The sequence below is a fragment of the Pseudomonas sp. FSL R10-1339 genome (assembly GCF_009600545.1).
GTDB classification, from domain to species: domain Bacteria; phylum Pseudomonadota; class Gammaproteobacteria; order Pseudomonadales; family Pseudomonadaceae; genus Aquipseudomonas; species Aquipseudomonas bubulae.
In genome coordinates this window covers 1-21152 of record NZ_WIVQ01000057.1, presented here as the reverse complement: position 1 = coordinate 21152, position 21152 = coordinate 1, and the positions used below count along the sequence as shown (strand labels likewise).

At 55.6% G+C, this 21152-nt stretch carries 22 protein-coding genes and 1 pseudogene; 8 read left to right on the top strand and 15 right to left on the bottom strand.

What is annotated here, in order from left to right; translation table 11 throughout:
- The 6 genes from pheT to thrS form a co-directional block, all read right to left on the bottom strand.
- Nucleotides 1–2379: a phenylalanine--tRNA ligase subunit beta gene (gene pheT, locus GHO03_RS16220; protein ID WP_095001970.1), complete on the bottom strand. Its 2379-nt coding sequence runs from the start codon at nt 2377–2379 to the stop codon at nt 1–3.
- A 26-nt stretch (nt 2380–2405) separates the two neighbouring features.
- Nucleotides 2406–3422, bottom strand: coding sequence for a phenylalanine--tRNA ligase subunit alpha (pheS, locus tag GHO03_RS16215; protein ID WP_095001971.1), 1017 nt, complete (start codon nt 3420–3422; stop codon nt 2406–2408).
- Nucleotides 3423–3531: 109 nt separating this feature from the next.
- Entirely contained in the window at nt 3532–3888 is a 357-nt protein-coding gene (gene rplT / locus GHO03_RS16210) for a 50S ribosomal protein L20 (RefSeq protein ID WP_003442184.1), read from the bottom strand.
- A 29-nt stretch (nt 3889–3917) separates the two neighbouring features.
- Nucleotides 3918–4112, bottom strand: a complete 195-nt coding sequence (gene rpmI / locus GHO03_RS16205; RefSeq protein ID WP_002553160.1) for a 50S ribosomal protein L35 — start codon at nt 4110–4112, stop codon at nt 3918–3920.
- Nucleotides 4113–4172: 60 nt separating this feature from the next.
- Nucleotides 4173–4724 carry a translation initiation factor IF-3 gene (infC, locus tag GHO03_RS16200; protein ID WP_169916631.1) on the bottom strand — a complete coding sequence of 184 codons (552 nt, stop codon included), beginning with the start codon at nt 4722–4724 and terminating at the stop codon, nt 4173–4175.
- Nucleotides 4724–6646 carry a threonine--tRNA ligase gene (gene thrS / locus GHO03_RS16195; RefSeq protein WP_095001972.1) on the bottom strand — a complete coding sequence of 641 codons (1923 nt, stop codon included), beginning with the start codon at nt 6644–6646 and terminating at the stop codon, nt 4724–4726. Before thrS ends, infC begins: the two co-directional genes overlap by 1 nt.
- 362 nt (nt 6647–7008) lie before the next feature.
- On the opposite strand from thrS, the gene GHO03_RS16190 reads away from it, so the two are divergent.
- Complete coding sequence (locus GHO03_RS16190; RefSeq protein WP_095001973.1) at nt 7009–7311, top strand: hypothetical protein; 303 nt, start codon at nt 7009–7011, stop codon at nt 7309–7311.
- A 294-nt stretch (nt 7312–7605) separates the two neighbouring features.
- On the top strand, nt 7606–7818 hold the full coding sequence (locus GHO03_RS16185; protein WP_003179963.1) for a cold-shock protein: 213 nt from the start codon (nt 7606–7608) through the stop codon (nt 7816–7818).
- Between the two features lie 70 nt (nt 7819–7888).
- Here the strand turns inward: GHO03_RS16185 and GHO03_RS16180 are convergent, their stop codons facing one another.
- Nucleotides 7889–8197, bottom strand: coding sequence for an I78 family peptidase inhibitor (locus tag GHO03_RS16180; protein ID WP_095001974.1), 309 nt, complete (start codon nt 8195–8197; stop codon nt 7889–7891).
- Nucleotides 8198–8356: 159 nt separating this feature from the next.
- Complete coding sequence (locus tag GHO03_RS16175) at nt 8357–8662, bottom strand: hypothetical protein (protein ID WP_095001975.1); 306 nt, start codon at nt 8660–8662, stop codon at nt 8357–8359.
- A 158-nt stretch (nt 8663–8820) separates the two neighbouring features.
- On the opposite strand from GHO03_RS16175, the gene GHO03_RS16170 reads away from it, so the two are divergent.
- Nucleotides 8821–9021: a hypothetical protein gene (locus tag GHO03_RS16170; RefSeq protein ID WP_095001976.1), complete on the top strand. Its 201-nt coding sequence runs from the start codon at nt 8821–8823 to the stop codon at nt 9019–9021.
- A 17-nt stretch (nt 9022–9038) separates the two neighbouring features.
- Here GHO03_RS16170 and GHO03_RS16165 read toward each other — a convergent pair whose 3' ends face one another.
- Genes GHO03_RS16165 through GHO03_RS16135 form a run of 7 tightly spaced genes read right to left on the bottom strand, consistent with a single transcriptional unit; the run spans nt 9039 to nt 15997 of the window.
- A complete protein-coding gene (locus GHO03_RS16165; RefSeq protein ID WP_095023610.1) occupies nt 9039–10067 on the bottom strand; it encodes a nucleoside hydrolase in 1029 nt (342 codons plus the stop codon).
- 20 nt (nt 10068–10087) lie between these two features.
- Complete coding sequence (gene rbsD / locus GHO03_RS16160) at nt 10088–10492, bottom strand: D-ribose pyranase (RefSeq protein ID WP_095001978.1); 405 nt, start codon at nt 10490–10492, stop codon at nt 10088–10090.
- Complete coding sequence (gene rbsK / locus GHO03_RS16155; RefSeq protein WP_095018576.1) at nt 10489–11409, bottom strand: ribokinase; 921 nt, start codon at nt 11407–11409, stop codon at nt 10489–10491. Before rbsK ends, rbsD begins: the two co-directional genes overlap by 4 nt.
- A gap of 10 nt (nt 11410–11419) precedes the next feature.
- Entirely contained in the window at nt 11420–12454 is a 1035-nt protein-coding gene (locus GHO03_RS16150; RefSeq protein ID WP_095023609.1) for a LacI family DNA-binding transcriptional regulator, read from the bottom strand.
- A gap of 3 nt (nt 12455–12457) precedes the next feature.
- Nucleotides 12458–13435, bottom strand: coding sequence for an ABC transporter permease (locus GHO03_RS16145; protein ID WP_095001981.1), 978 nt, complete (start codon nt 13433–13435; stop codon nt 12458–12460).
- A complete protein-coding gene (locus GHO03_RS16140; protein ID WP_095018574.1) occupies nt 13432–14988 on the bottom strand; it encodes a sugar ABC transporter ATP-binding protein in 1557 nt (518 codons plus the stop codon). Before GHO03_RS16140 ends, GHO03_RS16145 begins: the two co-directional genes overlap by 4 nt.
- A gap of 55 nt (nt 14989–15043) precedes the next feature.
- Entirely contained in the window at nt 15044–15997 is a 954-nt protein-coding gene (locus GHO03_RS16135) for a sugar ABC transporter substrate-binding protein (RefSeq protein ID WP_095001983.1), read from the bottom strand.
- 438 nt (nt 15998–16435) lie between these two features.
- On the opposite strand from GHO03_RS16135, the gene GHO03_RS16130 reads away from it, so the two are divergent.
- The 5 genes and pseudogenes from GHO03_RS16130 (at nt 16436) to GHO03_RS16110 (ending at nt 21092) form a co-directional block, all read left to right on the top strand.
- Nucleotides 16436–17515, top strand: a complete 1080-nt coding sequence (locus GHO03_RS16130; RefSeq protein ID WP_095001984.1) for an asparaginase — start codon at nt 16436–16438, stop codon at nt 17513–17515.
- Between the two features lie 173 nt (nt 17516–17688).
- Nucleotides 17689–17940: a DUF1654 domain-containing protein gene (locus GHO03_RS16125; protein ID WP_095001985.1), complete on the top strand. Its 252-nt coding sequence runs from the start codon at nt 17689–17691 to the stop codon at nt 17938–17940.
- Between the two features lie 4 nt (nt 17941–17944).
- A pseudogene (locus GHO03_RS16120) lies at nt 17945–18334 on the top strand (endonuclease); the annotation flags it as partial.
- A gap of 108 nt (nt 18335–18442) precedes the next feature.
- Complete coding sequence (locus GHO03_RS16115; RefSeq protein ID WP_153400184.1) at nt 18443–19588, top strand: tyrosine-type recombinase/integrase; 1146 nt, start codon at nt 18443–18445, stop codon at nt 19586–19588.
- Nucleotides 19581–21092 (top strand): hypothetical protein, encoded by a 1512-nt coding sequence (locus tag GHO03_RS16110; RefSeq protein ID WP_153400183.1) that lies wholly within the window; start codon nt 19581–19583, stop codon nt 21090–21092. Before GHO03_RS16115 ends, GHO03_RS16110 begins: the two co-directional genes overlap by 8 nt.
- Nucleotides 21093–21152 lie beyond the last annotated feature (60 nt).

Here is a 21152-nt window from a genome sequence, read left to right as displayed (position 1 = left end):
TCACTTCCTTAGCGTGGCGTTCAACCTTTGTTCAAGCGAGGTGAGGATATTTTGCGTTGCGGCGTTCACCTCATCGTCATTAAGAGTGCGCGATGGATGCTGCCAGGTCAAGCCAACTGCAAGGCTTTTTCTATGCGGATCAATGCCTTTACCCTGGTAAACATCAAATAACCTTAGGTCTGTCAGCCATTCGCCTGCATTTTCACGAATTACATCCAGCACAGCACTGGCTGCAACGTCACGATCGGCCAACAACGCCAGGTCACGACGCACTTCAGGAAAGCGCGATAACTCATGGAATTTCGGCATTTTACCTGCCGCCACTTCTGCCAGAACCAGTTCAAAAACAAACACTGGACGGTCAAGACCAAGGTTTTTTGAAAGCTCAGGGTGGATGGCACCGACATAGCCAACTTCGCGACCGTCACGCTCGATACGTGCAGTCTGGCCCGGATGCAGAGCAGGATGTTTGCCCGGCACGAAGGTAAACGCGTCCAGGGCACCGGCAAAACCCAGCACCGCTTCTACATCAGCCTTGACGTCGAAGAAGTCGACAACATCACGACCTTGAGCCCAGCCTTCAGGCAGACGACTGCCGCAAACAACACCCGCCAGCATCGGCTCTTGTTTCAGACCCTCAAGCTGGCCAACAAAACGCAGGCCGCTTTCAAACAGGCGAACGCGATCTTGCTGACGGTTCAGGTTGTGCTGCAACGACTTGACCAGGCCGGGCCACAACGAGGCACGCATGGCAGCCATGTCGTTGGAAATCGGATTGGCCAGCAACAGCGGTTCAACACCCGGGCTAAACAGTTCGAACTGTTTCGGGTCGATAAAGCTGTAGGTGATTGCTTCCTGATAACCACGAGCGACCAGCAAACGACGCAACTCCGGCAGGTCGCTACGCGCCTCTGCTTTGGCTTGCGGTGCCAGACGGGCCTGCGGGTAACGGACCGGCAGGCGGTTGTAGCCGTACAGGCGCGCCAGTTCTTCGATCAGGTCAACTTCCAGGCTGATATCGAAGCGATGGCTTGGCACTTCTACGCGCCATTGCCCTGCCCCTTCAGCGGTTATGGTCAGGCCCAGGGCGCTGAGCAGACGCTCAACTTCCGCCGCGTCCATTTCCATGCCGAGCATCTGGCTGATACGCGCTGCACGCAAGGTGATCGGTGCAATCGACGGCAGATACTGCTCGCTGACGGTTTCAACGATCGGGCCAGCTTCGCCGCCAGTGATTTCCAGCAGCAGACCAGTGGCGCGCTCCATGGCTTCACGGGCCAGTTTCCAGTCCACGCCACGCTCGTAGCGGTGCGAAGCGTCGGTGTGCAGGCCGTAGGAGCGGGCCTTGCCAGCAACGGCGATCTGATCAAAGAAAGCGCTTTCAAGGAATATGTCGCGGGTCTTGTCGGTCACACCGCTGTGCTCGCCACCCATTACGCCGGCAATGGCCAAAGCGCGGGTATGGTCTGCAATCACCAGCGTGTCGCTGCGCAAGGTGACTTCCTGGCCGTCGAGCAGTACCAGCTTCTCGCCTTCTTCAGCCATGCGTACACGAATGCCGCCATTGATCTCGGCAAGGTCGAACGCGTGCAACGGCTGACCCAGTTCCAGCATGACATAGTTGGTAATGTCGACAGCGGCATCGATGCTGCGCACGTCAGCGCGACGCAGGCGCTCAACCATCCACAGCGGCGTTGGCCGGGACAGGTCAACATTGCGGATCACACGGCCCAGGTAGCGCGGGCAAGCAGCAGGTGCCAGCACTTCAACCGGACGCACTTCCTCGTGTACCGCAGCAACTGGCGCAACCACCGGGCGAGTCACCTGGGCGTTATACAGAGCGCCCACTTCACGCGCCAGACCTGCCAGCGACAGGCAGTCGCCACGGTTCGGCGTAAGGTCGACTTCAATGCTGGCGTCTTCAAGACCCAGATAGACGCGGATGTCCTCGCCCACCGGTGCATCGGCCGGCAACTCCATCAGGCCGTCATTGCCCTCGCCCACTTGCAGTTCTGCTTGCGAGCACAGCATGCCGTTGGACTCAACGCCACGCAGCTTGGCCTTTTTGATTTTGAAGTCACCCGGCAGTTCGGCACCGATCATGGCGAACGGGATTTTCAAGCCAGGGCGCACGTTGGGCGCACCACACACTACCTGAAAAGTCTCGGCACCATTGCTGACCTGGCAAACACGAAGCTTGTCAGCATCAGGGTGTTGCTCGGTGCTCAGCACCTCGCCCACAACCACGCCACTGAATACACCGGCGGCCGGCGTAACGCTGTCGACCTCAAGACCGGCCATCGACAGACGAGCAACCAGCTCGTCGCGACCTACCTGCGGGTTTACCCAACCACGCAGCCATTGTTCACTGAATTTCATCCTGCTCTCCTAAGAATTCGTTACGACTAGCGAAATTGCGCGAGGAACCGCAAGTCGTTGTCGAAGAACAGACGCAAGTCGTTCACGCCGTAACGCAGCATGGCCAGACGCTCAACGCCCATGCCGAAGGCAAAGCCCGAGAACTCTTCCGGGTCGATCCCGGACATGCGCAGCACGTTCGGATGAACCATGCCGCAGCCCATGACTTCCAGCCATCCAGTCTGCTTGCAGACACGACAGCCTTTACCGCTGCACATCACGCATTCCATATCCACTTCAGCGGAAGGCTCGGTGAACGGGAAGTAGGACGGACGGAAACGCACGGCCAGTTCTTTTTCGAAGAACACCCGCAGGAACTCTTCGATGGTCCCTTTCAGGTCAGCGAAGTTGATATCGCGATCGATCAGCAGGCCTTCGACCTGGTGAAACATCGGCGAATGGGTGATATCCGAGTCGCTACGGTACACACGGCCCGGGCAGACAATGCGGATCGGCGGCTGCTTGGATTCCATGGTGCGGACCTGTACCGGCGAGGTATGGGTGCGCAACAACATGTTGGCATTGAAATAGAAGGTGTCATGCATCGACCGGGCCGGGTGATGGCCTGGGATGTTGAGCGCTTCGAAGTTGTGATAGTCGTCTTCAACCTCAGGGCCTTCGGCGATGCCGTAGCCAATATGGGTAAAGAACTGTTCGATACGTTCCAGAGTCCGGGTCACCGGATGCAGACCGCCAGAGGTCTGGCCACGGCCAGGCAGGGTCACGTCAATGGACTCGGCAGACAGTTTGGCGGCCAGTTCGGCCTCTTCAAACAACGCCTTGCGCGCATTGAGAACCTCTGTGACACGCTCCTTGGCAACGTTGATGAGGGCACCGACTTGCGGACGCTCTTCTGCTGGCAAATTGCCCAGGGTCTTCATCACCTGAGTCAATTCACCCTTTTTGCCAAGGTATTGAACCCGGATTTGCTCCAGGGCATTGATATCTTCAGCGCTTTGCACAGCCTCTAGTGCTTGAGAGACCAGCGCATCCAGGTTTTCCATGTACAGACTCCAGATACAAAATAGGGGAAGAGCTTGAAGGCTCTTCCCCTATTTATGACGTTTAGCACCCGGGCTTACACAGGCAAGCCCAAGTGACTGTCGGGGGTACTTAAGCCAGAGTGGCTTTAGCTTTCTCGACAATCGCAGCAAACGCCGCTTTTTCGTTCACTGCCAGATCAGACAGAACCTTACGGTCGATCTCGATGGAAGCTTTTTTCAGGCCGGCGATGAAACGGCTGTAAGACAGACCGTTGATACGAGCACCAGCGTTGATACGAGCGATCCACAGAGCGCGGAACTGACGTTTTTTCTGACGACGGTCACGGTAGGCGTATTGGCCTGCCTTGATTACCGCTTGCTTGGCAACACGGAATACGCGTGAGCGTGCGCCGTAGTAGCCTTTAGCCAGTTTCAGAATTTTTTTGTGACGTTTACGGGCGACAACGCCACGCTTTACACGAGCCATGAGTTACTTCCTCTAGTCTTAACCAAAAATTAACGAAGGCGCAGCATGCGCTCGACTTTTGCCACGTCAGACGGATGCAGCAAGCTGCTACCGCGCAGTTGACGCTTACGCTTGGTCGACATTTTGGTCAGGATGTGGCTCTTGAAAGCGTGCTTGTGCTTGATACCGTTAGCAGTTTTCAGAAACCGCTTAGCAGCACCACTTTTAGTCTTCATCTTTGGCATGTTCGGATACTCCGCATTCAGTTGATAAACATAATCAGAAGGCCTGCCGTGCCCAATTGATTACTTCTTCTTTTTCGGGGCGATGACCATGATCAGCTGGCGTCCTTCCATCTTAGGATGCTGTTCGACGGTACCGTATTCCGCAAGGTCAGCTTCAACCCGCTTCAACAGTTCCATACCCAGTTCCTGGTGGGCCATCTCACGGCCGCGGAATCGTAACGATACCTTGGCCCTGTCCCCATCACTCAGGAAACGTACCAGGTTGCGCAGTTTTACCTGGTAATCCCCTTCCTCCGTCCCTGGACGAAACTTGATTTCTTTAACCTGAATCTGTTTCTGGTTTTTCTTTGCAGCAGCAACCTGTTTCTTCTTTTCGAAGATAGATTTGCCGTAGTCCATCAGCTTGCAAACTGGGGGTACTGCATCAGCGGAAATTTCCACCAAGTCCAGTTTGGCCTCTTCAGCTTTAAGAAGCGCGTCTTCAATTGACACAATCCCAAGCTGCTCGCCTTCAGCCCCAATTAACCGAACCTCGCGTGCCGAGATATTCTCGTTGATCGGGGCTTTCGGTGCAGCTCGTTTATCTTGTCTCATTTCACGCTTAATAATAATTACTCCGAATCATGGCGACCACGCCGGGAAACCGCTTGTGCGAGGAATTCAGCGAATTGCGCGACGGGCATCGAGCCCAGGTCAGCACCTTCACGTGTACGCACAGCGACAGTCTGCATCTCGACTTCCCGATCTCCGATAACCAAGAGATAAGGAACCTTGAGCAAAGTATGCTCGCGGATTTTAAAGCCGATCTTTTCATTTCTCAAGTCAGACTTGGCACGAAATCCGCTCTGATTGAGAGTTTTTTCAACTTCAGCAGCAAAATCTGCCTGTTTGTCAGTGATATTCATGATCACTGCCTGGGTTGGAGCCAGCCAAGCAGGGAATGCGCCTTCGTAATGTTCGATCAGGATACCGACAAAACGCTCGAACGATCCAAGGATCGCGCGGTGCAGCATAACCGGGTGCTTACGGCTGTTGTCTTCGGACACATATTCTGCGCCAAGACGGATCGGCAGGTTGAAATCGAGCTGCAGGGTACCACATTGCCAGACACGACCCAGACAATCTTTCAGAGAAAATTCAATCTTGGGACCGTAGAAGGCACCTTCGCCCGGTTGCAAATCGTACGCCAGGCCAGCGCTATCAAGGGCTGAAGCCAATGCGCTTTCGGCGCGATCCCACAGCTCATCCGAACCCACACGCTTTTCAGGACGCGTCGACAGCTTGAGCTCAATGTCCTTGAAACCGAAGTCAGCGTAGACATCCAGCGTCAGCTTGATAAAAGCTGCCGACTCGGCCTGCATCTGCTCTTCAGTACAGAAGATGTGGGCATCGTCCTGGGTAAAGCCACGCACACGCATGATGCCGTGCAGGGCGCCCGACGGCTCGTTACGGTGACAGGCACCGAATTCGGCCAGACGCAGCGGCAGCTCGCGGTAGCTTTTCAGGCCCTGGTTGAACACTTGCACATGGCAAGGGCAGTTCATCGGCTTGATCGCGTAGTCGCGGCTTTCAGACTGGGTAGTGAACATGTTCTCGGCGTAGTTGGCCCAGTGCCCGGACTTTTCCCAGAGGCTGCGATCAACGACCTGAGGAGTCTTGATCTCCAGGTAGCCATTGTCGCGCTGTACTTTGCGCATGTACTGCTCAAGTACCTGGTACAGGGTCCAGCCATTCGGGTGCCAGAACACCATGCCCGGGGCTTCTTCCTGGGTGTGGAACAAGCCAAGGCGCTTGCCGATTTTACGGTGATCGCGCTTTTCGGCTTCTTCGATACGCAGGACGTAGGCCGCCAGCTGCTTTTTGTCAGCCCAGGCCGTGCCATAGATACGCTGCAACTGCTCGTTCTTGGCATCGCCACGCCAGTAGGCGCCCGACAGCTTGGTCAGCTTGAACGATTTGAGGAAACGCGTGTTCGGCACGTGAGGACCGCGGCACATGTCGACGTATTCTTCATGGAAGTACAAGCCCATGGCCTGCTCGTCCGGCATGTCTTCGATCAGGCGCAGCTTGTAGTCTTCACCACGGGCAGCAAACAGTTCGATCACTTCGGCACGCGGCGTCACTTTCTTGATGACGTCGTAGTCTTTTTCGATCAGTTGCTGCATGCGCTGTTCGATAGCAGCCATGTCATCCGGGGTGAACGGACGCTCATAGGCGATATCGTAGTAAAAGCCTTCGTCGATGACCGGCCCGATGACCATTTTGGCCGTCGGGAACAGCTGCTTCACCGCATGACCGACCAAGTGGGCGCAAGAGTGACGAATGATCTCCAGCCCCTCTTCATCCTTGGGCGTGATGATTTGCAAGGTGGCATCGTTTTCAATCAGATCACAGGCATCCACGAGCTTGCCGTTGACCTTGCCGGCCACGGTGGCTTTAGCCAGGCCGGCGCCAATTGAAGCGGCAACCTCGGCTACAGAAACTGGATGATCGAAAGAGCGTTGACTGCCGTCGGGAAGAGTAATAGTTGGCATGGCGCCTCCTCTCCTAGTGGTGACCCCTACCAAAGGTCACGTGGGTTGGGATGAGCCAGTACGCGATTCGGTGGTATGCCTGCCTCACAGTGGCAGGAGCCTTGCGGCGAACCTAAAACCGAACCAGAGTGACTGGAGTTCAAATCAAAAAGGTTAATGGCACTGCATGACGGTTCAAGGAACACGCGAATGCAGGAAATAGCCAGGGCGGCATGCTAGCACAGATGGATACGCCTGTTGCGCACCCCTCCCCGCATCCGCGAGAAAACGGGGTTTTTTACAAAAGGGTGAACTTGAGCTCCACTTACCTTTCACATACTCAGTGATACACACTTGGTCTTAATGCCTACAAGGAGCATCTTATGCGCACGATCCGCTTACTCGCCTTCGCAGCCCCCCTGGCGCTGCTGCTACCCCTGAGCGCCCAGGCCGATAACTGGCCTGCAGGCGCCAAAAAAGACTACATGAAGGACTGCGTAGCGGCAGCCAGCCAAAGTGTTGACGCAAAAACGGCCCAACAGCATTGCGCATGCGGTGCGGACAAGCTGTCCGAGAAGTTTACAAGCGCCGAAATCACACAGCTGATGAGCAAGACAACCCAGCCTAGCGCAGAGCTTCGCACCCGGGCTCTGGACGCCATCCAGGCTTGCCGGGCCAAGAAATAACCACCCTCCTCACGGCTCGAATTGAGCCGTGAGGAGAGCAAAAACAGTCAAAAACGCTCTTGCACGTAAAAAATATTGATTCTCGACTGCTTTTTTTCTAACAGCCTTTAGCCCTCAACCCCCCGTAAACCGGGGGTCTTGAGCATTTCAAAGAGCAGACGAGGGTTAACATTGCAGCAATCTGTAGCTCAGGGGGGCTCCCAAAGCGCACATTTCGACTATGATACCTCGGTGTGCCCAGTTGGCCTGAGCAGCACAGTACTACTGAAAATATAAGTTTCTTGGAGATACACCATGTCTAATCGCCAAACCGGCACCGTAAAATGGTTCAACGATGAAAAAGGCTTCGGCTTCATCACTCCTCAAGGTGGCGGTGACGACCTGTTCGTACACTTCAAAGCTATCGAAAGCGACGGTTTCAAAAGCCTGAAAGAAGGCCAGACCGTTTCCTTCGTGGCTGAGAAAGGCCAAAAGGGTATGCAAGCTGCACAGGTTCGTCCGGAGTAAATCTCCCGCGAACAAAAAAACCCCGTCCATGTGACGGGGTTTTTTATGCCTGACGCAATGTCAGGCCAGGTTAGCCGCAGTTAACCCGGGTAATGATGCCAGCGTCGTCCGCATTGAGATTGAGACGGTCCGAGCGGTACTCAAGCGTCATCACGTCATGCGGCATCAAAATACGCGCGTTCTGCGCACCAGCCTTGATACGGGCCTGCTCCAGAAGCTGCGCCGAAGCCTTTTGACCGACTGCAAATGCTGCTGATTTAGCATCGCAACGGCTATGCCCCGCCTCGGCGACAGGCTCCTTGACCGAACTTGCGGTGCTGCATCCGGACAGTGCCAAGACCGCCAACAACGAACCCAATGACACTAGCTTCCAAGACATGAAGCCTCCTTAAGATAAATAGTCTGAACCCTTGCGACAGCTTTTTCGCACATAGGTTGCATGACGCCTCTCAGCGCCTTCTGATTTGCCAGCACCGGCAAGTGTGCCCGAGCCGACTTTTACCGTGCACCCCTAATCATTGCCAAATATGTTCAGGTGTCAGTACACATCAATGTAATCGAACGGCGGATTAGGCCAGTTGTCCTTGAGGGCATTGAATATCTGCATGACCCAGACCTCATCGCTTGCTGCAACTTTTCCGACATAGCCAGAACCTGCCGCCCAGGTCTCCAGCCTGAAAAGCAGACCGTCGATATCGACACCGCCCACCACACCCGAAGAAATATAAGCGATACCCGTCTTGGTCACGCGCAACTGTGTATGGGCATCATCACTGGCCGAGGCCAGCAACTGACGCACAGCGCCAAGAGTAAAGCCCTCAGGGTTGTTTAGATCAATTTGCATGGCCTGCACCGCTCCCAAAAAGTGCAAGTGTGGCACGCAGTGCGGGGGTCATGGGCTGTTGAGGGTGCAAAAACCAATATTTACTTTGGTCTATTCATAGCGAAATGACGACTTTTTGCTAAAATCGCCTTTTCACGCCCCCTTCCCATGAGCACCCCATGACAACAGTCAGCATCGATGCAGATATCAAGGCCAAGTGGCATCAAGGACAGTGCTCATACAGCCCTGGCAGCCCTGAAGAGCTGGCCATTATCGGCATCGACCTTTTGGTTAAAGAGCTCGGCACGGAAGCTGCCCGAGCGTTCGTCAGTCAGGTGTTCGAAAAGTACAAACCGGCCGAGCCCGTCAGGCTGACCTGACGGCGCGCAACCTCACTTCACTTGAGCCGGCCCAGACGCGCGGTAAGCAAGTCAAAAAAGCCCTGCGCGTCACCGCTCTCGACCCAAAAGGCGTTTTTGGGCTGGTTCAAGGTGTTGTACCAGTCCGGGATAGTCTGGCCAAAGGTCGGCCCCTCGCGAGTATCCACGACCAGGTTGACTTCACGCCCGGAGAACAGCGCAGGATTGAGCAGGTAGGCAATGACACTGGCATCGTGAACAGGCCCGCCAGGCAGTCCGTAGTGCACCATGTCGCCTTTCACATATTCATTGAGAATATCGCCCACCAGTTTGCCGGCCGTATTGCCCAGTGCAGCGATCTGCTTCAGTCGCGCCTCGCTGGTAAGGATCTTGTGTGTCACATCCAGCGGTACATAGGTCAGTTTCACCCCGCTCTTCAACACCACGTCTGCCGCATGCGGATCGGCATAAAGGTTGAACTCGGCAACCGGGGTGATATTACCGCCATTGAAATGGGCGCCGCCCATGACCACGACTTCCTTGATTCCCTGCGTGATTTCCGGGGCCTGGATCAAGGCCAGGGCCAGGTTTGTCTGCGGGCCGAGCATGGCAATGGTCACGCTGCCTGGCTTGGCTGCACGCAAGGTATCAACCAGGTAATTGACCGCATTGGCCTTTTCGAGACCTTTGGCCGGCTCATGCACAGGCACACCGGTGACGCCTTCCTGGCCGTGAATGTTCTCGGCGTAAATCGGCGTACGCACCAGGGGTTTAGGGGCCCCGGCATACACCGGCACGTCTTCGCGCCCTGCCCACTCCCGGGCCAGCCGGGCATTGCGCGAGGTCTTGTCGAGCCGTACGTTGCCCGCCACGGTGGTAATGGCCCGCACCTGTAACTGCTCCGGTGAAGCCAGTGCCAGCAGCAGAGCGACCACATCATCGGCGCCGGGGTCCGTGTCGATGATCAAATCGATCTTGTCTGCGGCTTGAACACTCGACATCGTGATGGCGGACACGAACAAGACACTCCTGATCAATGGCTGAAAAATCCGGGTAAAACGTGGCATCACAACTCCCTGGTTATTTGTCAAAAAGTCACGCCAGAGACCAAGGCAATATTGCAGTACGGGCGACACTCTCCAGTACGAACAATCACCTTTGCCTGCAGGCATAGTTCCTTGAAAGCATTATGGGTGAGCAGGCTCCTTGAGCCCAACTCCCCCTTGCCTGCATATTCGTCGATACATGACAGCGCCGGGCATGGCGCCTGCAACAACTCAGTGGCGAGCACATGGCTTTGCACCTGCATCTCACTGAGCAGGGCGCGCAACGTGCTGGCAACATCAGGCACGCCTTGAGTCAGGGCCAGATCAATCAGTTCGATACCCTTGGGCACCGGCAAACCGGCATCGGCAATCACCACGATGTCGCCATGCCCCAGCGAGGCAACCAGCCGCGACAAGGCGATATTCAGCAGCGGTGTTTTTTTCATGGTGCTTTAAAGCCCTGAACATCACGCAACAATGGAATCGAAGGCTGAGCCCCCGCCCGAGTGACCGATAACGCGGCGGCGACCTGCGCAAAGCGTATCGCGTCGTCCTCTTCCATACCCGCCGCCAGCGCGGCAGAGAAGCCGCCGACAAAGGTATCGCCCGCCGCCGTGGCATCCACCGCCTCGACCTTGGGCGCAGTAAAGTGCATCACTCGGTGGGCACTGACAAACAAGGCCCCCAGCGCGCCCAGGGTGACAATCACCTTGCCCGCGCCCAGCTCGACCAACCGCCGGGCAGCCCGCCCGGCCGACTCAAGGGAATCAACCGGCACACCGCTAAGCGCCCAGGCCTCGCTCTCATTCGGGATCAGGTAGTCGATGGCGCCATACCAGTGCCCCGGCAACGGAGCACTGACCGGGGCGGGATTGAGGATCACCACTTTGCCCAGTTCACGTCCACGCGCCAGCACGCATCCGACTGTTTCCATCGGCACTTCAAGCTGGCAAACAAGCACTTGCGCACCTTGCAAGACGTGATCAAAGGCGCGGATATCTTCCGCGGCCAGGCAGCCATTGGCACCCGGCACCACCACAATGGTGTTCTGGCTGCAGGCATCCACCGTGATAAGGGCCACGCCGCTGGCACAGTCAGGCACGGTGCGCACTGCCACACAATCAACCCGGTCAGCCAGCAAGCCGTCGCGCAACTGCACGCCATAGGCGTCACCGCCGACACAGCCGAGCATTGCCACCCGGGCACCCAGGCGCGACGCTGCTACCGCCTGGTTCGCGCCCTTGCCACCGTGCACGGTGGTAAAGGATTGCCCGAACACCGTTTCCCCCGGGCGCGGCAATCTCTCGGTACGCGTGACCAGATCCATATTCAGACTGCCTGCAACCACAACATTCGCTTGCATGTATCGACACTCATCCAGTGATTGTAGGGGGGGATTTCAACGGTGCTTGCGCATAAGCCCGGGTGGACTCGCGCAGCACAATGTCGGGCTTGACGATCCGCTGCTCCACCGCCCGCCCGGGTACGGCAATGCGGCGCAACAATAACTGGGCAGCGATCTCGCCCAGTTGCAGGATCGACTGCCCGACAGTTGTCAGCGACGGATAGACATAACGGCTCATCTGTACATCATCAAAGCCAATCACCGACAACTGCTGGGGTACCCGAATATTGCGCTCGGCCGCCGCTCGCAATACGCCGATGCCCATCATGTCGTTGCAGGCAAAAATGGCCGAGGGCGGGTTGTGCTGCAGCAAGCTGACCGCCGCGTTGTAGCCCCCGACACTGCTGAAGTCACTCTCGACCATCCACTGCCCCTGAGGCGTTATACCCGCCTCCAGCAGCGCGCGCCGATACCCGGCCATACGCAACTGCGCGACACGGGTGGCGGCGGGCCCGCCAATGCAGGCAATGGCACGATGCCCCAGATCGAGCAAGTGCCGCGTAGCCAGATAAGCCCCCAGTTCGTGGTCGATGCACACCAGGTCAGCCTCAACCCCCTCAAAGCTGCGATCGACAATCACCATCGGCGTGCGTACGCCGACCAACCCGCTGGCCATCCCCAGGTCGCCTGTGGACGAAGCGACCACCAGCCCGTCCACACGCTTTTCCAGCAGCACCCGCAGGTAATTGCGCTGCTTGACCGGGTCATCATCACAGTTGCACAGGATCACGCAGTAATTGTTGCGCTCACAGTAATCCTCGATACCTCGCGCCAACTCGGCAAAGTACGGGTTCAGGCTATTGGCCACCAGCAGGCCGATGGTCGCTGTGGTCTTGGCCTTGAGCGAGCGTGCTACCGCGCTGGGTACATACTCCAGGTGTGCAATGGCTTGCTCAACCTTCAAGCGCACAGGTTCACTGACAGGGCGGGTTTTATTCAAAACATGAGAAACCGTCGTGTACGAAATGCCTGCCATTGCCGCGACATCTTTAATCGTTGCCATTGCTCAATTCCGTCGCTGTGCGCGTTGACTGCGGTAAGTGTCCAATACCACTGCTATCACAATGACAGCACCGGTAATAATACGCTTGGTGGGTTCCGTCGCGCCGATTTGAGCCAGCCCTGCGGCCAATACTGAAATAATCAGCACACCAAAAAACGTACTGATCACCGAACCGCGCCCGCCCATCAAGCTCGTGCCACCGATCACCACGGCCGCAATCACCTGCAGTTCAAGGCCCGAACCGGCATTGGGGTCTGCCGCCTCGAGGCGGGATATCTGAAACAGCGCCGCCACTCCTGCCAACAACCCCATCAGGCTAAAGACCAAAATCTTGTAAGGCTTTGGATTGATACCGGCCAGGCGAACGGCTTCTTCGTTGGTGCCAATGCCAATCAGATAGCGCCCAAACACCGTGCGCGTCAGCACCGCCTGGGCGATGACAATAATCAGCAACGCAATAATGAACGCGGGCGAGATGCCAAAGGCAACCGGATTGGCAAGCCAGGCGAACGCGTCGCCGATATACGCCGTGCGCGATCCTGTAAGCTGGTAGGCCCCGCCCCGGGCCATTTCCAGCACCCCCAGCGAGACAATAAAAGACGGGATTTTCCAGGCCACCGTGATCGACCCCGTAAGGGTCCCCGCCAGGGCCGCACAGCCCATGCCCAGCAAAGCGGCAGGCAATACACTCCAGCCCCAGCCCAGAATCGCAACGCTGACCGCCGACGCTGCCAGGGCCAACACCGAGCCGACCGACAGGTCGATGCCGCCGATGATCAGCACAAAGGTCATGCCGACCGACAACACCATCAAGTCGGGGATCTGGTTGGCCAGCGTACTGAGCGTGTCATAGGAGAAAAAATGTTCACTCAGGCTGGAAAACAGAATGATCATGGCCAGCAAGGCGCCCGCCAACCCGAGGTAGGTGCCCATTCCGTAGTAGTTATGTGCACTTTTATGCGGCACGCGGGTAGGGTTCATGAGGCTTCCTTTGGCGTGGCTTCAGCAAGCAACGCATCTCGTTTTTGATAACCGGCAAAAGCTGCCGCCAGTAACTGTTCCTGACTCCAGCTGTCACGTTCAAAGGTATCGATCAGCCGGCCCGCAGACAGCACGCCAATGCGGTCACAAATCAGCATCAACTCGCGAAGATCGCTCGACACCACCACCAGCGCCTTGCCCTTGCGCGTCAGCTCGCCCAGCAGCCGGTAAATATCGAACTTGGCGCCAATATCGATACCGCGCGTAGGCTCATCGAACAGCAGAACCGAACAGTCGCGCTCCAGCCAGCGGCCAATGACGACCTTCTGCTGGTTGCCACCGGACAGTTGCGACACCACTTGTTCCGGGCCGCTGCTGCGGATGCCCATGGCGTCTATCTGACGCCGGGCCAATGCGGCCTCCTGCTCCCGGTTGACCAAGCCACTGCTTGAAATCCGATCCATATTGCCCAGGCCGATGTTGGCACTGATCGACTGGGTCAGCAGCAAGCCTTCACCCTTGCGGTCCTCGGTAATCAGTGCGATGCCCTGCCGGACAGCATCTGCCGGCGAATGGATGGTCACTACCTGCACAGGAGTACCCACTGCAACCGTGCCGCTGTCGGCCACATCAGCACCATAGATCAGTCGCAGCAGTTCGGTGCGCCCTGCCCCGATCAGTCCGGAAATCCCGAAAATCTCGCCTTTTCTGACTTTAAACGATACATCTCGTACCTTGTCCGAGCGGCTGATACCACAGACTTCAAGTGCCGTTTCACCCAAGCTACGTTCGCCCAAATCCAACTGGTCACCCAACTCGCGGCCCACCATCAAGTTGACCAGTTGTTCGCTGTTGTAATCGGCAATGGGCTCGACGCACACCAGGCAACCGTCGCGCAGTACGGCAATCCGCTGCGCCACCTGTGCCAGCTCTTCAAGTCGATGGGAGATATACACAATCGCCACGCCACGGGCCTGCAGCCGTTCGATTTGCACAAAAAGCATTTCAACTTCACGGGCGGTGAGCATGGCCGTGGGCTCATCGAGGATGAGCACATGGCAATCGCCGATCAGGTTGCGCGCAATCTCGACCATCTGCTGATGGCCAATGCCCAGCTCCCCGACCAGGGTGTCCGGGTCAATCGCCTCCAGACCCACCTGGCTCATGGCCTCAATGGCCGCTTTGCGCAACTGCTTGCGGCTGATCCAGCCCAGGTGGCCGGGCAATTTGTCCAGAAACAGGTTTTCCGCCACCGTCAGCGTGGGCAGCAGGTTCAGTTCCTGCATGACCATGCGCACACCCAATTGCTCGGCCTGCGCACGACTGCCCGGGGCATAGGCCTGGCCATTGAATTGCATGTGCCCGAGAGTCGGCACCTCCAGGCCACCCATGATCTTCGATAGTGTGCTTTTGCCAGCGCCATTCTCACCCGTCAGGGCCAGAACTTCGCCGCGATGCAACGACAGCTCGATAGCAGCCAGTACCGGCTGCTGAGTGTAGGTTTTACCAATCCCGCTGACCGTGAGGACCACGCTGGCATCAGGAGCAGACATGACATTTCTCCGGGCACCTGCCCGACCGGGCAAGTGCCTGCGACAGCGAGTGGGATTACTTGTTGATGACCAGTTCGACAGGGGTATCGATGACACCGTCCTTGAGGTTTTCAACCGGTTCTTTTTTGACCAGCTTGAGCGCCGTTTCGATGCCATAAACCGCCTGTTTGGCGGCAGCCTGATCGGCCGTTGCCAGCACGCGGCCATCCTTGAGCATGGGTTTTATCGCATCGATGTTGTCATAGCCGACCACTTGCACCTTGCCGACCTTGCCTGCAGCCCGGATAGCCGACACCGCGCCCAGCGCCATGCTGTCATTGCCCGCCAGGATGGCCTTGAGGTTCGGATACTCGCTGAGCATGCCCGCCGCAACCTTGTTGCCACCGTCGATTTCCCAGTTGCCCGACTGCACCGGCACAATCTTCATCCCGGCAGCGTTCATCGCATCCGTGAAACCCGCTGTGCGCATTTGCGCATTGGTCGTGGTCGATACACCCTCGATGATCCCGACCTCATCACCGGCCTTGAGCCTGGTGGCCAGGTACTCGCCGACCTCACGAGCCCCCTGCCTGTTGTTGGGCCCCACAAAGGGTACTTCGAGCCCTTTGCTTTTCAGCACCTGGGGGTCGAGCTGGTTGTCGATATTGACCACCACAATGCCACGGTCACTGGCCTTTTTGATGGCCGACACCAGCGCCTTGGAGTCTGCGGGCGCAATCACCAGCGCATCGACCTTGGCGATGATCATCTGATTGATGATGTCGATCTGGCCCGCAGTGTCCGTTTCATTTTTGATCCCGTTGGAAATCAGGTCGAAACTGGCGGCATTGGCCTTTTGATAATCCTCGCCACCCTTTTGCATGGTGACAAAGAACTCGTTTGCCAAGGACTTCATGACCAGGCCGACTTTGGGTTTTTGTGGCGTATCGGCATTGGCGACAGGGAGGGTAAGGGATGCCGCAGCCAGCATGGCGACAGCAAGAAGGCGTCCAGCAAATGGCAGCTTCATGGGGGCAACTCCGATCTTATGATTATTGTGAGCAACGTCCTGCTCGCACACGCCTGAGCGCCAAAAGCTGGGTGACTGGCATCAGGTCCTGCCTGACTGCCAGAAATACAGACTCAAGAAAACGGCGCAAACGTTTGCTAGGCCCTCACTATGGAAAGCCACCTGTTATTTGTCAATGTGAAAAAAAACGCGATCAGACACATCGATATTCGACTCTCCGAACAAAAAAAACGCTTCTGTTCGGAAAACCGTCCGGTTTCTTTTCCAGAAAGCGGATCGTGGAAATAAAGACCCATAAATCAATACGTTGTGTGCTCCCCGAGAAACTTCGCTTAGTGGCACAAATAGTGCTTTCCAGTCTCTATGCATGGTCAATAAATGGCACATGCCGAGCAAAGTGTGCAGTCATCGGCATACTCACTAATAAGAGAAAAAACAATGAAAAATGCTGTTTTGAAAACTTTTGTTCCGGGCGCACTGGCCCTGCTGCTGGCACTGCCGACCGCTCAAGCGCAAGAGGCTGTCACCAAGCCCAACGTCATCATCCTCGCCACTGGCGGCACTATCGCCGGTGCAGGTGCCAGCGCTGCCAACAGCGCCACTTACACGGCCGCTAAAGTCGGTATCGACAAATTGATCGCCGGCGTCCCCGAGCTAAGCCAACTGGCCAATGTGCGTGGCGAGCAAGTGATGCAAATTGCATCCGAGAGCATCACCAACGAAAACCTGCTGCAATTGGGCCGCCGGGTCGCCGAACTGGCTGACAGCAACGACGTTGATGGCATCGTTATCACCCACGGTACCGACACCCTCGAAGAAACCGCCTATTTCCTGAACCTGGTCGAAAAAACCGACAAGCCCATCGTGGTGGTCGGCTCCATGCGTCCGGGCACCGCCATGTCGGCTGACGGCATGCTGAACCTGTACAACGCCGTTGCCGTTGCCGGCAGCAAAGATGCGCGCGGCAAAGGCGTGCTGGTCACCATGAACGACGAAATCCAGTCGGGCCGTGATGTCAGCAAAATGATCAACATCAAGACCGAAGCCTTCAAAAGCCCGTGGGGTCCGCTGGGCATGGTCGTTGAAGGCAAGTCCTACTGGTTCCGCTTGCCAGCCAAGCGCCACACCATGGACTCCGAGTTCGACATCAAGAACATCAAGAGCCTGCCAAACGTTGGCATCGCCTACTCCTACGGCAATGTGGACGACACCGCCTATAAAGCGCTGGCCCAATCCGGTGCCAAAGCCATCATCCACGCGGGTACCGGCAACGGTTCAGTGTCCTCCAGCGTGGTGCCGACCTTGCAAGCCCTGCGTAAGGATGGCGTACAAATCATTCGTTCTTCCCACGTAAACAGCGGCGGTTTCGTACTGCGTAACGCAGAACAGCCTGACGACAAAAACGACTGGGTTGTTGCCCATGACCTGAACCCGCAGAAAGCCCGCATCCTGGCCATGGTCGCCCTGACCAAGACCCAGGACAGCAAAGAGCTGCAGCGCATCTTCTGGGAATACTGAGTGCTTGCTTGACGCCTTGGCGCGCTGAATAAGCAAGGCCGCCTCCCCTGTGGGAGGCGGCCTTTTTATTGGTCGGACAAAAGCTGCGGCACCACCGGCAGTTGCACCAAACAGTTGCCAAATGTGGCGCAGTTAAATACTGTATGCGCATACAGCACACCAAGGATTGCATCATGGCTAAAAAAGCAGCAAAAGAGCCGACTCCGCCAAGCCCCTATGAAATTTTCGGCACACGTATACAAAAAATCATCAGCTCGCCAAAAGCTCAAAAAGACAAAATGGCGGTGCTTGAGCGACTCGAAGGCGATAACCCTGAGTTCTGGGAACGCCTGCTGGAAGAAATTTCTGAAAACGATAACGTCACTGTCGCCCACCGCGATGATGGCGGCGTGAATGTTTTCTGGACCGTGCTTGAGGAAGACTGAGTCAATGAGGGTTTGTTTACTGGTACTGCTCGGTCTTTTCACCGTTGCAAGCGCACAGGCCGCGGCCCCGAATACCTTCAGCGAAGCCAAGAAGGTTGCCTGGAAGCTCTACGCGCCGCAGTCCACCGAGTTCTACTGCGGTTGCAAATACACCGGCAACCGCGTCGATCTGAAAGCCTGCGGTTATATCCCGCGCAAAAATGCCAACCGTGCCGCACGCATCGAGTGGGAACATATCGTTCCCGCCTGGCAGATCGGCCATCAGCGCCAATGCTGGCAAAGTGGCGGGCGAAAAAACTGCACCCGCAATGACCCGGTGTTCAAAGTTGCTGAAGCCGACTTGCACAACCTGGTACCCAGCATCGGCGAGGTTTATCCGAGAGAGTCCCGTTTTTAAGAAACGTTGACATTCTTCCCCATGGCACATTGACAGCAAGATAACCTGCTGATTAGCTTGGCTTTATGAAGCGAATGGTGCTTCACGAGATCGGGACGCTAAGCAGTGAAAGTCAAATATGTGAAGGAGATCAACTGGTCAGGCGGCCCCCTCAGCACCTACGCCATCCTCGAAGACGGCCAACTCGCAGAACAGAGCATCGTTCCAGCGCCATCTCTCTTCCTGATATACCTCGCCCAAGAAGGCCAGCAGCCAAATTCCATTCGCTCCTGCGCCCATGACCTACGAAGCTTCTTCGAGGCACTGCAAGCACACGCACAGGACTGGAGGCTGCTCACAGACGCAGACATGTCGGGCTATCTGTACGGCCATCTAAAAATGGCTAGGTCGTGTTCAAACAAGTCGATCAATCGCCACATCTCTACGCTCAAATTGTTCTACACGCATGCCTGGCAGATTGGGATGCTTGATGCTCCCGCATCCTTCGCCTACCACTACATTTCGGATGAGCAAAAGAAACAGGGTGAGGGGAAGAAGCGAGTCAACTTTGACTTGTACAACAAGTACGTCGAGAGAGACATCTTCGAGACGCTACTGGGTAGCATCAAAGCCCAATCCGCATTTGAAAAAGAACGAGACGAGCTAGTGCTCCATCTTGGTTACTATTGCGGCCTACGCTCTGCCGAGGTGACCGATTCGAGAAATCTACTAACGAGTGATTTGAGAAAGCGCGTAACTCAGGCCGAAAAGGCCAATGACCAAACAATAACGGTACCGATTATCGGTAAGGGCGAGAAGCTCCGGCAAGTCGACATCCCACCCAAAGCTTTCAAAAAAATAAAACACTTTTTGGAAGGAAGGCGGAAAAATATTGCGGATGGGCCGCTGATATGCACCCAACGTGGAACAGCCATGTTTAAAGGGCATGCGACTAATACCTTCAAGGCAGCACGCGCCGCAGCCGCAATTAATATTGATCAAATAATAGCTGAGCTTCATACGAAAAACCCACACTTGCATTTCGTGACGAAGCGCAGCTTCCTCAAGTTGACCTTTCATGCATTACGACACACCTATGCCACTAACCTTGTCGATTTTTGCTACAAACATGGTTACGACCCCTGGCAATATGTTCCCGAGCAAATGGGGCATGAGGATAAAGCTACAACTAAAGAATATGTGATTTTCGATGGGAAACTTCACCGTCGTGAAAAAATTAGGCGTGCGTTGAACGATGAATATGATGACTGATACTACTGACGCTGTTGCGGACGCCCCCGCGAGCTTGTCCACGCTTGCGCCCAGCCCTATTCATAACCTCAGCCCCTCGGATACCTATGCCATCGTTCCGATGCAAGGTGCTAAGGGCAAGAAAGTCGAGCACCGCCGCGTTGAGATACCGGAGCAATTTCATGGCTGCCCAATCTTTCGCTCTCTGTTGCGATATTTCAACAGCACCGAATGTAAAAACAATTCTTTGATAGATGCCTATAATAGAATCTTGAGATTTAACACTCTCGCCAATTGGGCAATCACCGAGTACCCAGACGCGCAGGCGTTACCCGCGGCATTTATGGTAGATTTCACGCGTTATCTACGCACTGTAAAAAAAGCCAAACTGAATACCGTATGTGTGTACATGTCGGTTTATCGAACGGCATTCGATAGCTTTCTTAATGAGGCCTATGGCAATCCTGAACTCGCCGATGCGGCCGCAGCTGTTCGGGAGGCCATTGTGTACATTCCTTCCGCTTCCAATCGAGCGGGACAGGCAACTCCGAGCTTAGGACAAATTACCAACCAGCCCGAAAAAGACGAACTTAAGATTGTAAGATCGACGATACGTTTTTGCTGTCAATTTCTCAGGGAAATGAATGAGCAGCGCTTAGAGTTACTCCGTGATGAAGGTGTTATGCAACAAGTCGCCAACCTACTTGAAGGGTGCAACGGAGATTACGAAAAGCTAAGATATAGCACCAGCAAGACAGATCGTAGCACTGTATACAAAGCACTCGCAGGCGCCATCCTCAAAAGCGAAAACCTACGCTTAAAAGAAAGGCTTCTCCATAACAGTTCTGACTTTGCTTACGCCCAGATTGAAAGCAACTCGCCCTTGACAATTGATGAGGCAAACCGCCTGATTCAGGCGGGCCTTCGAGACTCAGGAGCGTTAGACATCTATCCCGAGAACAGCGACCACAAACTTTACTTTCATAACATTGATTACCTATACCTTTTAAAGCACACCCCCAGCGAAGAAGTGGCATTTGCTTGGCTGCTGGCTACGGATAGGGTTCAATTAGCCGGCGTTTTGGATATGCGTCTAGGGGATCTAAGAATTACCCCAAACGTTGCCTCACCCATTTATACTAAAAACCGAAGCGAGCAACCAATCCGCGAAGTACCGATGCATTACTCAAAGTCTCTGCAATATCGCGCGTATGTTGATTTTGAGGAACTAAAAAATAGCTTCCACAACCGCTTTCCTGAAACAGGTGATTTGCTGTTCAACCTGCCCGTCACTGGTAACCTTCAGAGTGTAGACAGTGTATTGTATCGGCCACTAGTAATGGCCGCATTTCAAAACACCCTACAATATCAAGCGCTTTATGATGCGGATCGTGAGATTGAAACCTTCTCTGACATAGTCCGCCGTGTTGCTTTGAATAATCGCCCTATCTGGAACAATAAAAAGCGTCGGCACGAAAATGCGGCGATTGGCATCACGGGCCAAAACCCTAGGCTCTGTACGTAAACCCAAGAAATACGATTTTCTGTAAAATACACCGCCATTAAAGCCAGGAGGCCAAGATGG

Bases quoted from the DNA above. Each gene is read 5' to 3' on its own strand.
- rbsK (WP_095018576.1), bottom strand. From the start codon at position 11,409: ATGCAAGCGAATGTTGTGGTTGCAGGCAGTCTGAATATGGATCTGGTC.
- GHO03_RS16185 (WP_003179963.1), top strand. From the start codon at position 7,606: ATGTCTAATCGCCAAACCGGCACCGTAAAATGGTTCAACGATGAAAAA.
- pheS (WP_095001971.1), bottom strand. From the start codon at position 3,422: ATGGAAAACCTGGATGCGCTGGTCTCTCAAGCACTAGAGGCTGTGCAA.
- rplT (WP_003442184.1), bottom strand. From the start codon at position 3,888: ATGGCTCGTGTAAAGCGTGGCGTTGTCGCCCGTAAACGTCACAAAAAA.
- GHO03_RS16150 (WP_095023609.1), bottom strand. From the start codon at position 12,454: ATGGCAACGATTAAAGATGTCGCGGCAATGGCAGGCATTTCGTACACG.
- GHO03_RS16190 (WP_095001973.1), top strand. From the start codon at position 7,009: ATGCGCACGATCCGCTTACTCGCCTTCGCAGCCCCCCTGGCGCTGCTG.
- pheT (WP_095001970.1), bottom strand. From the start codon at position 2,379: ATGAAATTCAGTGAACAATGGCTGCGTGGTTGGGTAAACCCGCAGGTA.
- GHO03_RS16170 (WP_095001976.1), top strand. From the start codon at position 8,821: ATGACAACAGTCAGCATCGATGCAGATATCAAGGCCAAGTGGCATCAA.
- GHO03_RS16180 (WP_095001974.1), bottom strand. From the start codon at position 8,197: ATGTCTTGGAAGCTAGTGTCATTGGGTTCGTTGTTGGCGGTCTTGGCA.
- thrS (WP_095001972.1), bottom strand. From the start codon at position 6,646: ATGCCAACTATTACTCTTCCCGACGGCAGTCAACGCTCTTTCGATCAT.
- GHO03_RS16140 (WP_095018574.1), bottom strand. From the start codon at position 14,988: ATGTCTGCTCCTGATGCCAGCGTGGTCCTCACGGTCAGCGGGATTGGT.
- GHO03_RS16165 (WP_095023610.1), bottom strand. From the start codon at position 10,067: ATGCCACGTTTTACCCGGATTTTTCAGCCATTGATCAGGAGTGTCTTG.
- rbsD (WP_095001978.1), bottom strand. From the start codon at position 10,492: ATGAAAAAAACACCGCTGCTGAATATCGCCTTGTCGCGGCTGGTTGCC.
- GHO03_RS16130 (WP_095001984.1), top strand. From the start codon at position 16,436: ATGAAAAATGCTGTTTTGAAAACTTTTGTTCCGGGCGCACTGGCCCTG.
- GHO03_RS16135 (WP_095001983.1), bottom strand. From the start codon at position 15,997: ATGAAGCTGCCATTTGCTGGACGCCTTCTTGCTGTCGCCATGCTGGCT.
- GHO03_RS16110 (WP_153400183.1), top strand. From the start codon at position 19,581: ATGACTGATACTACTGACGCTGTTGCGGACGCCCCCGCGAGCTTGTCC.
- GHO03_RS16175 (WP_095001975.1), bottom strand. From the start codon at position 8,662: ATGCAAATTGATCTAAACAACCCTGAGGGCTTTACTCTTGGCGCTGTG.
- rpmI (WP_002553160.1), bottom strand. From the start codon at position 4,112: ATGCCAAAGATGAAGACTAAAAGTGGTGCTGCTAAGCGGTTTCTGAAA.
- GHO03_RS16145 (WP_095001981.1), bottom strand. From the start codon at position 13,435: ATGAACCCTACCCGCGTGCCGCATAAAAGTGCACATAACTACTACGGA.
- GHO03_RS16125 (WP_095001985.1), top strand. From the start codon at position 17,689: ATGGCTAAAAAAGCAGCAAAAGAGCCGACTCCGCCAAGCCCCTATGAA.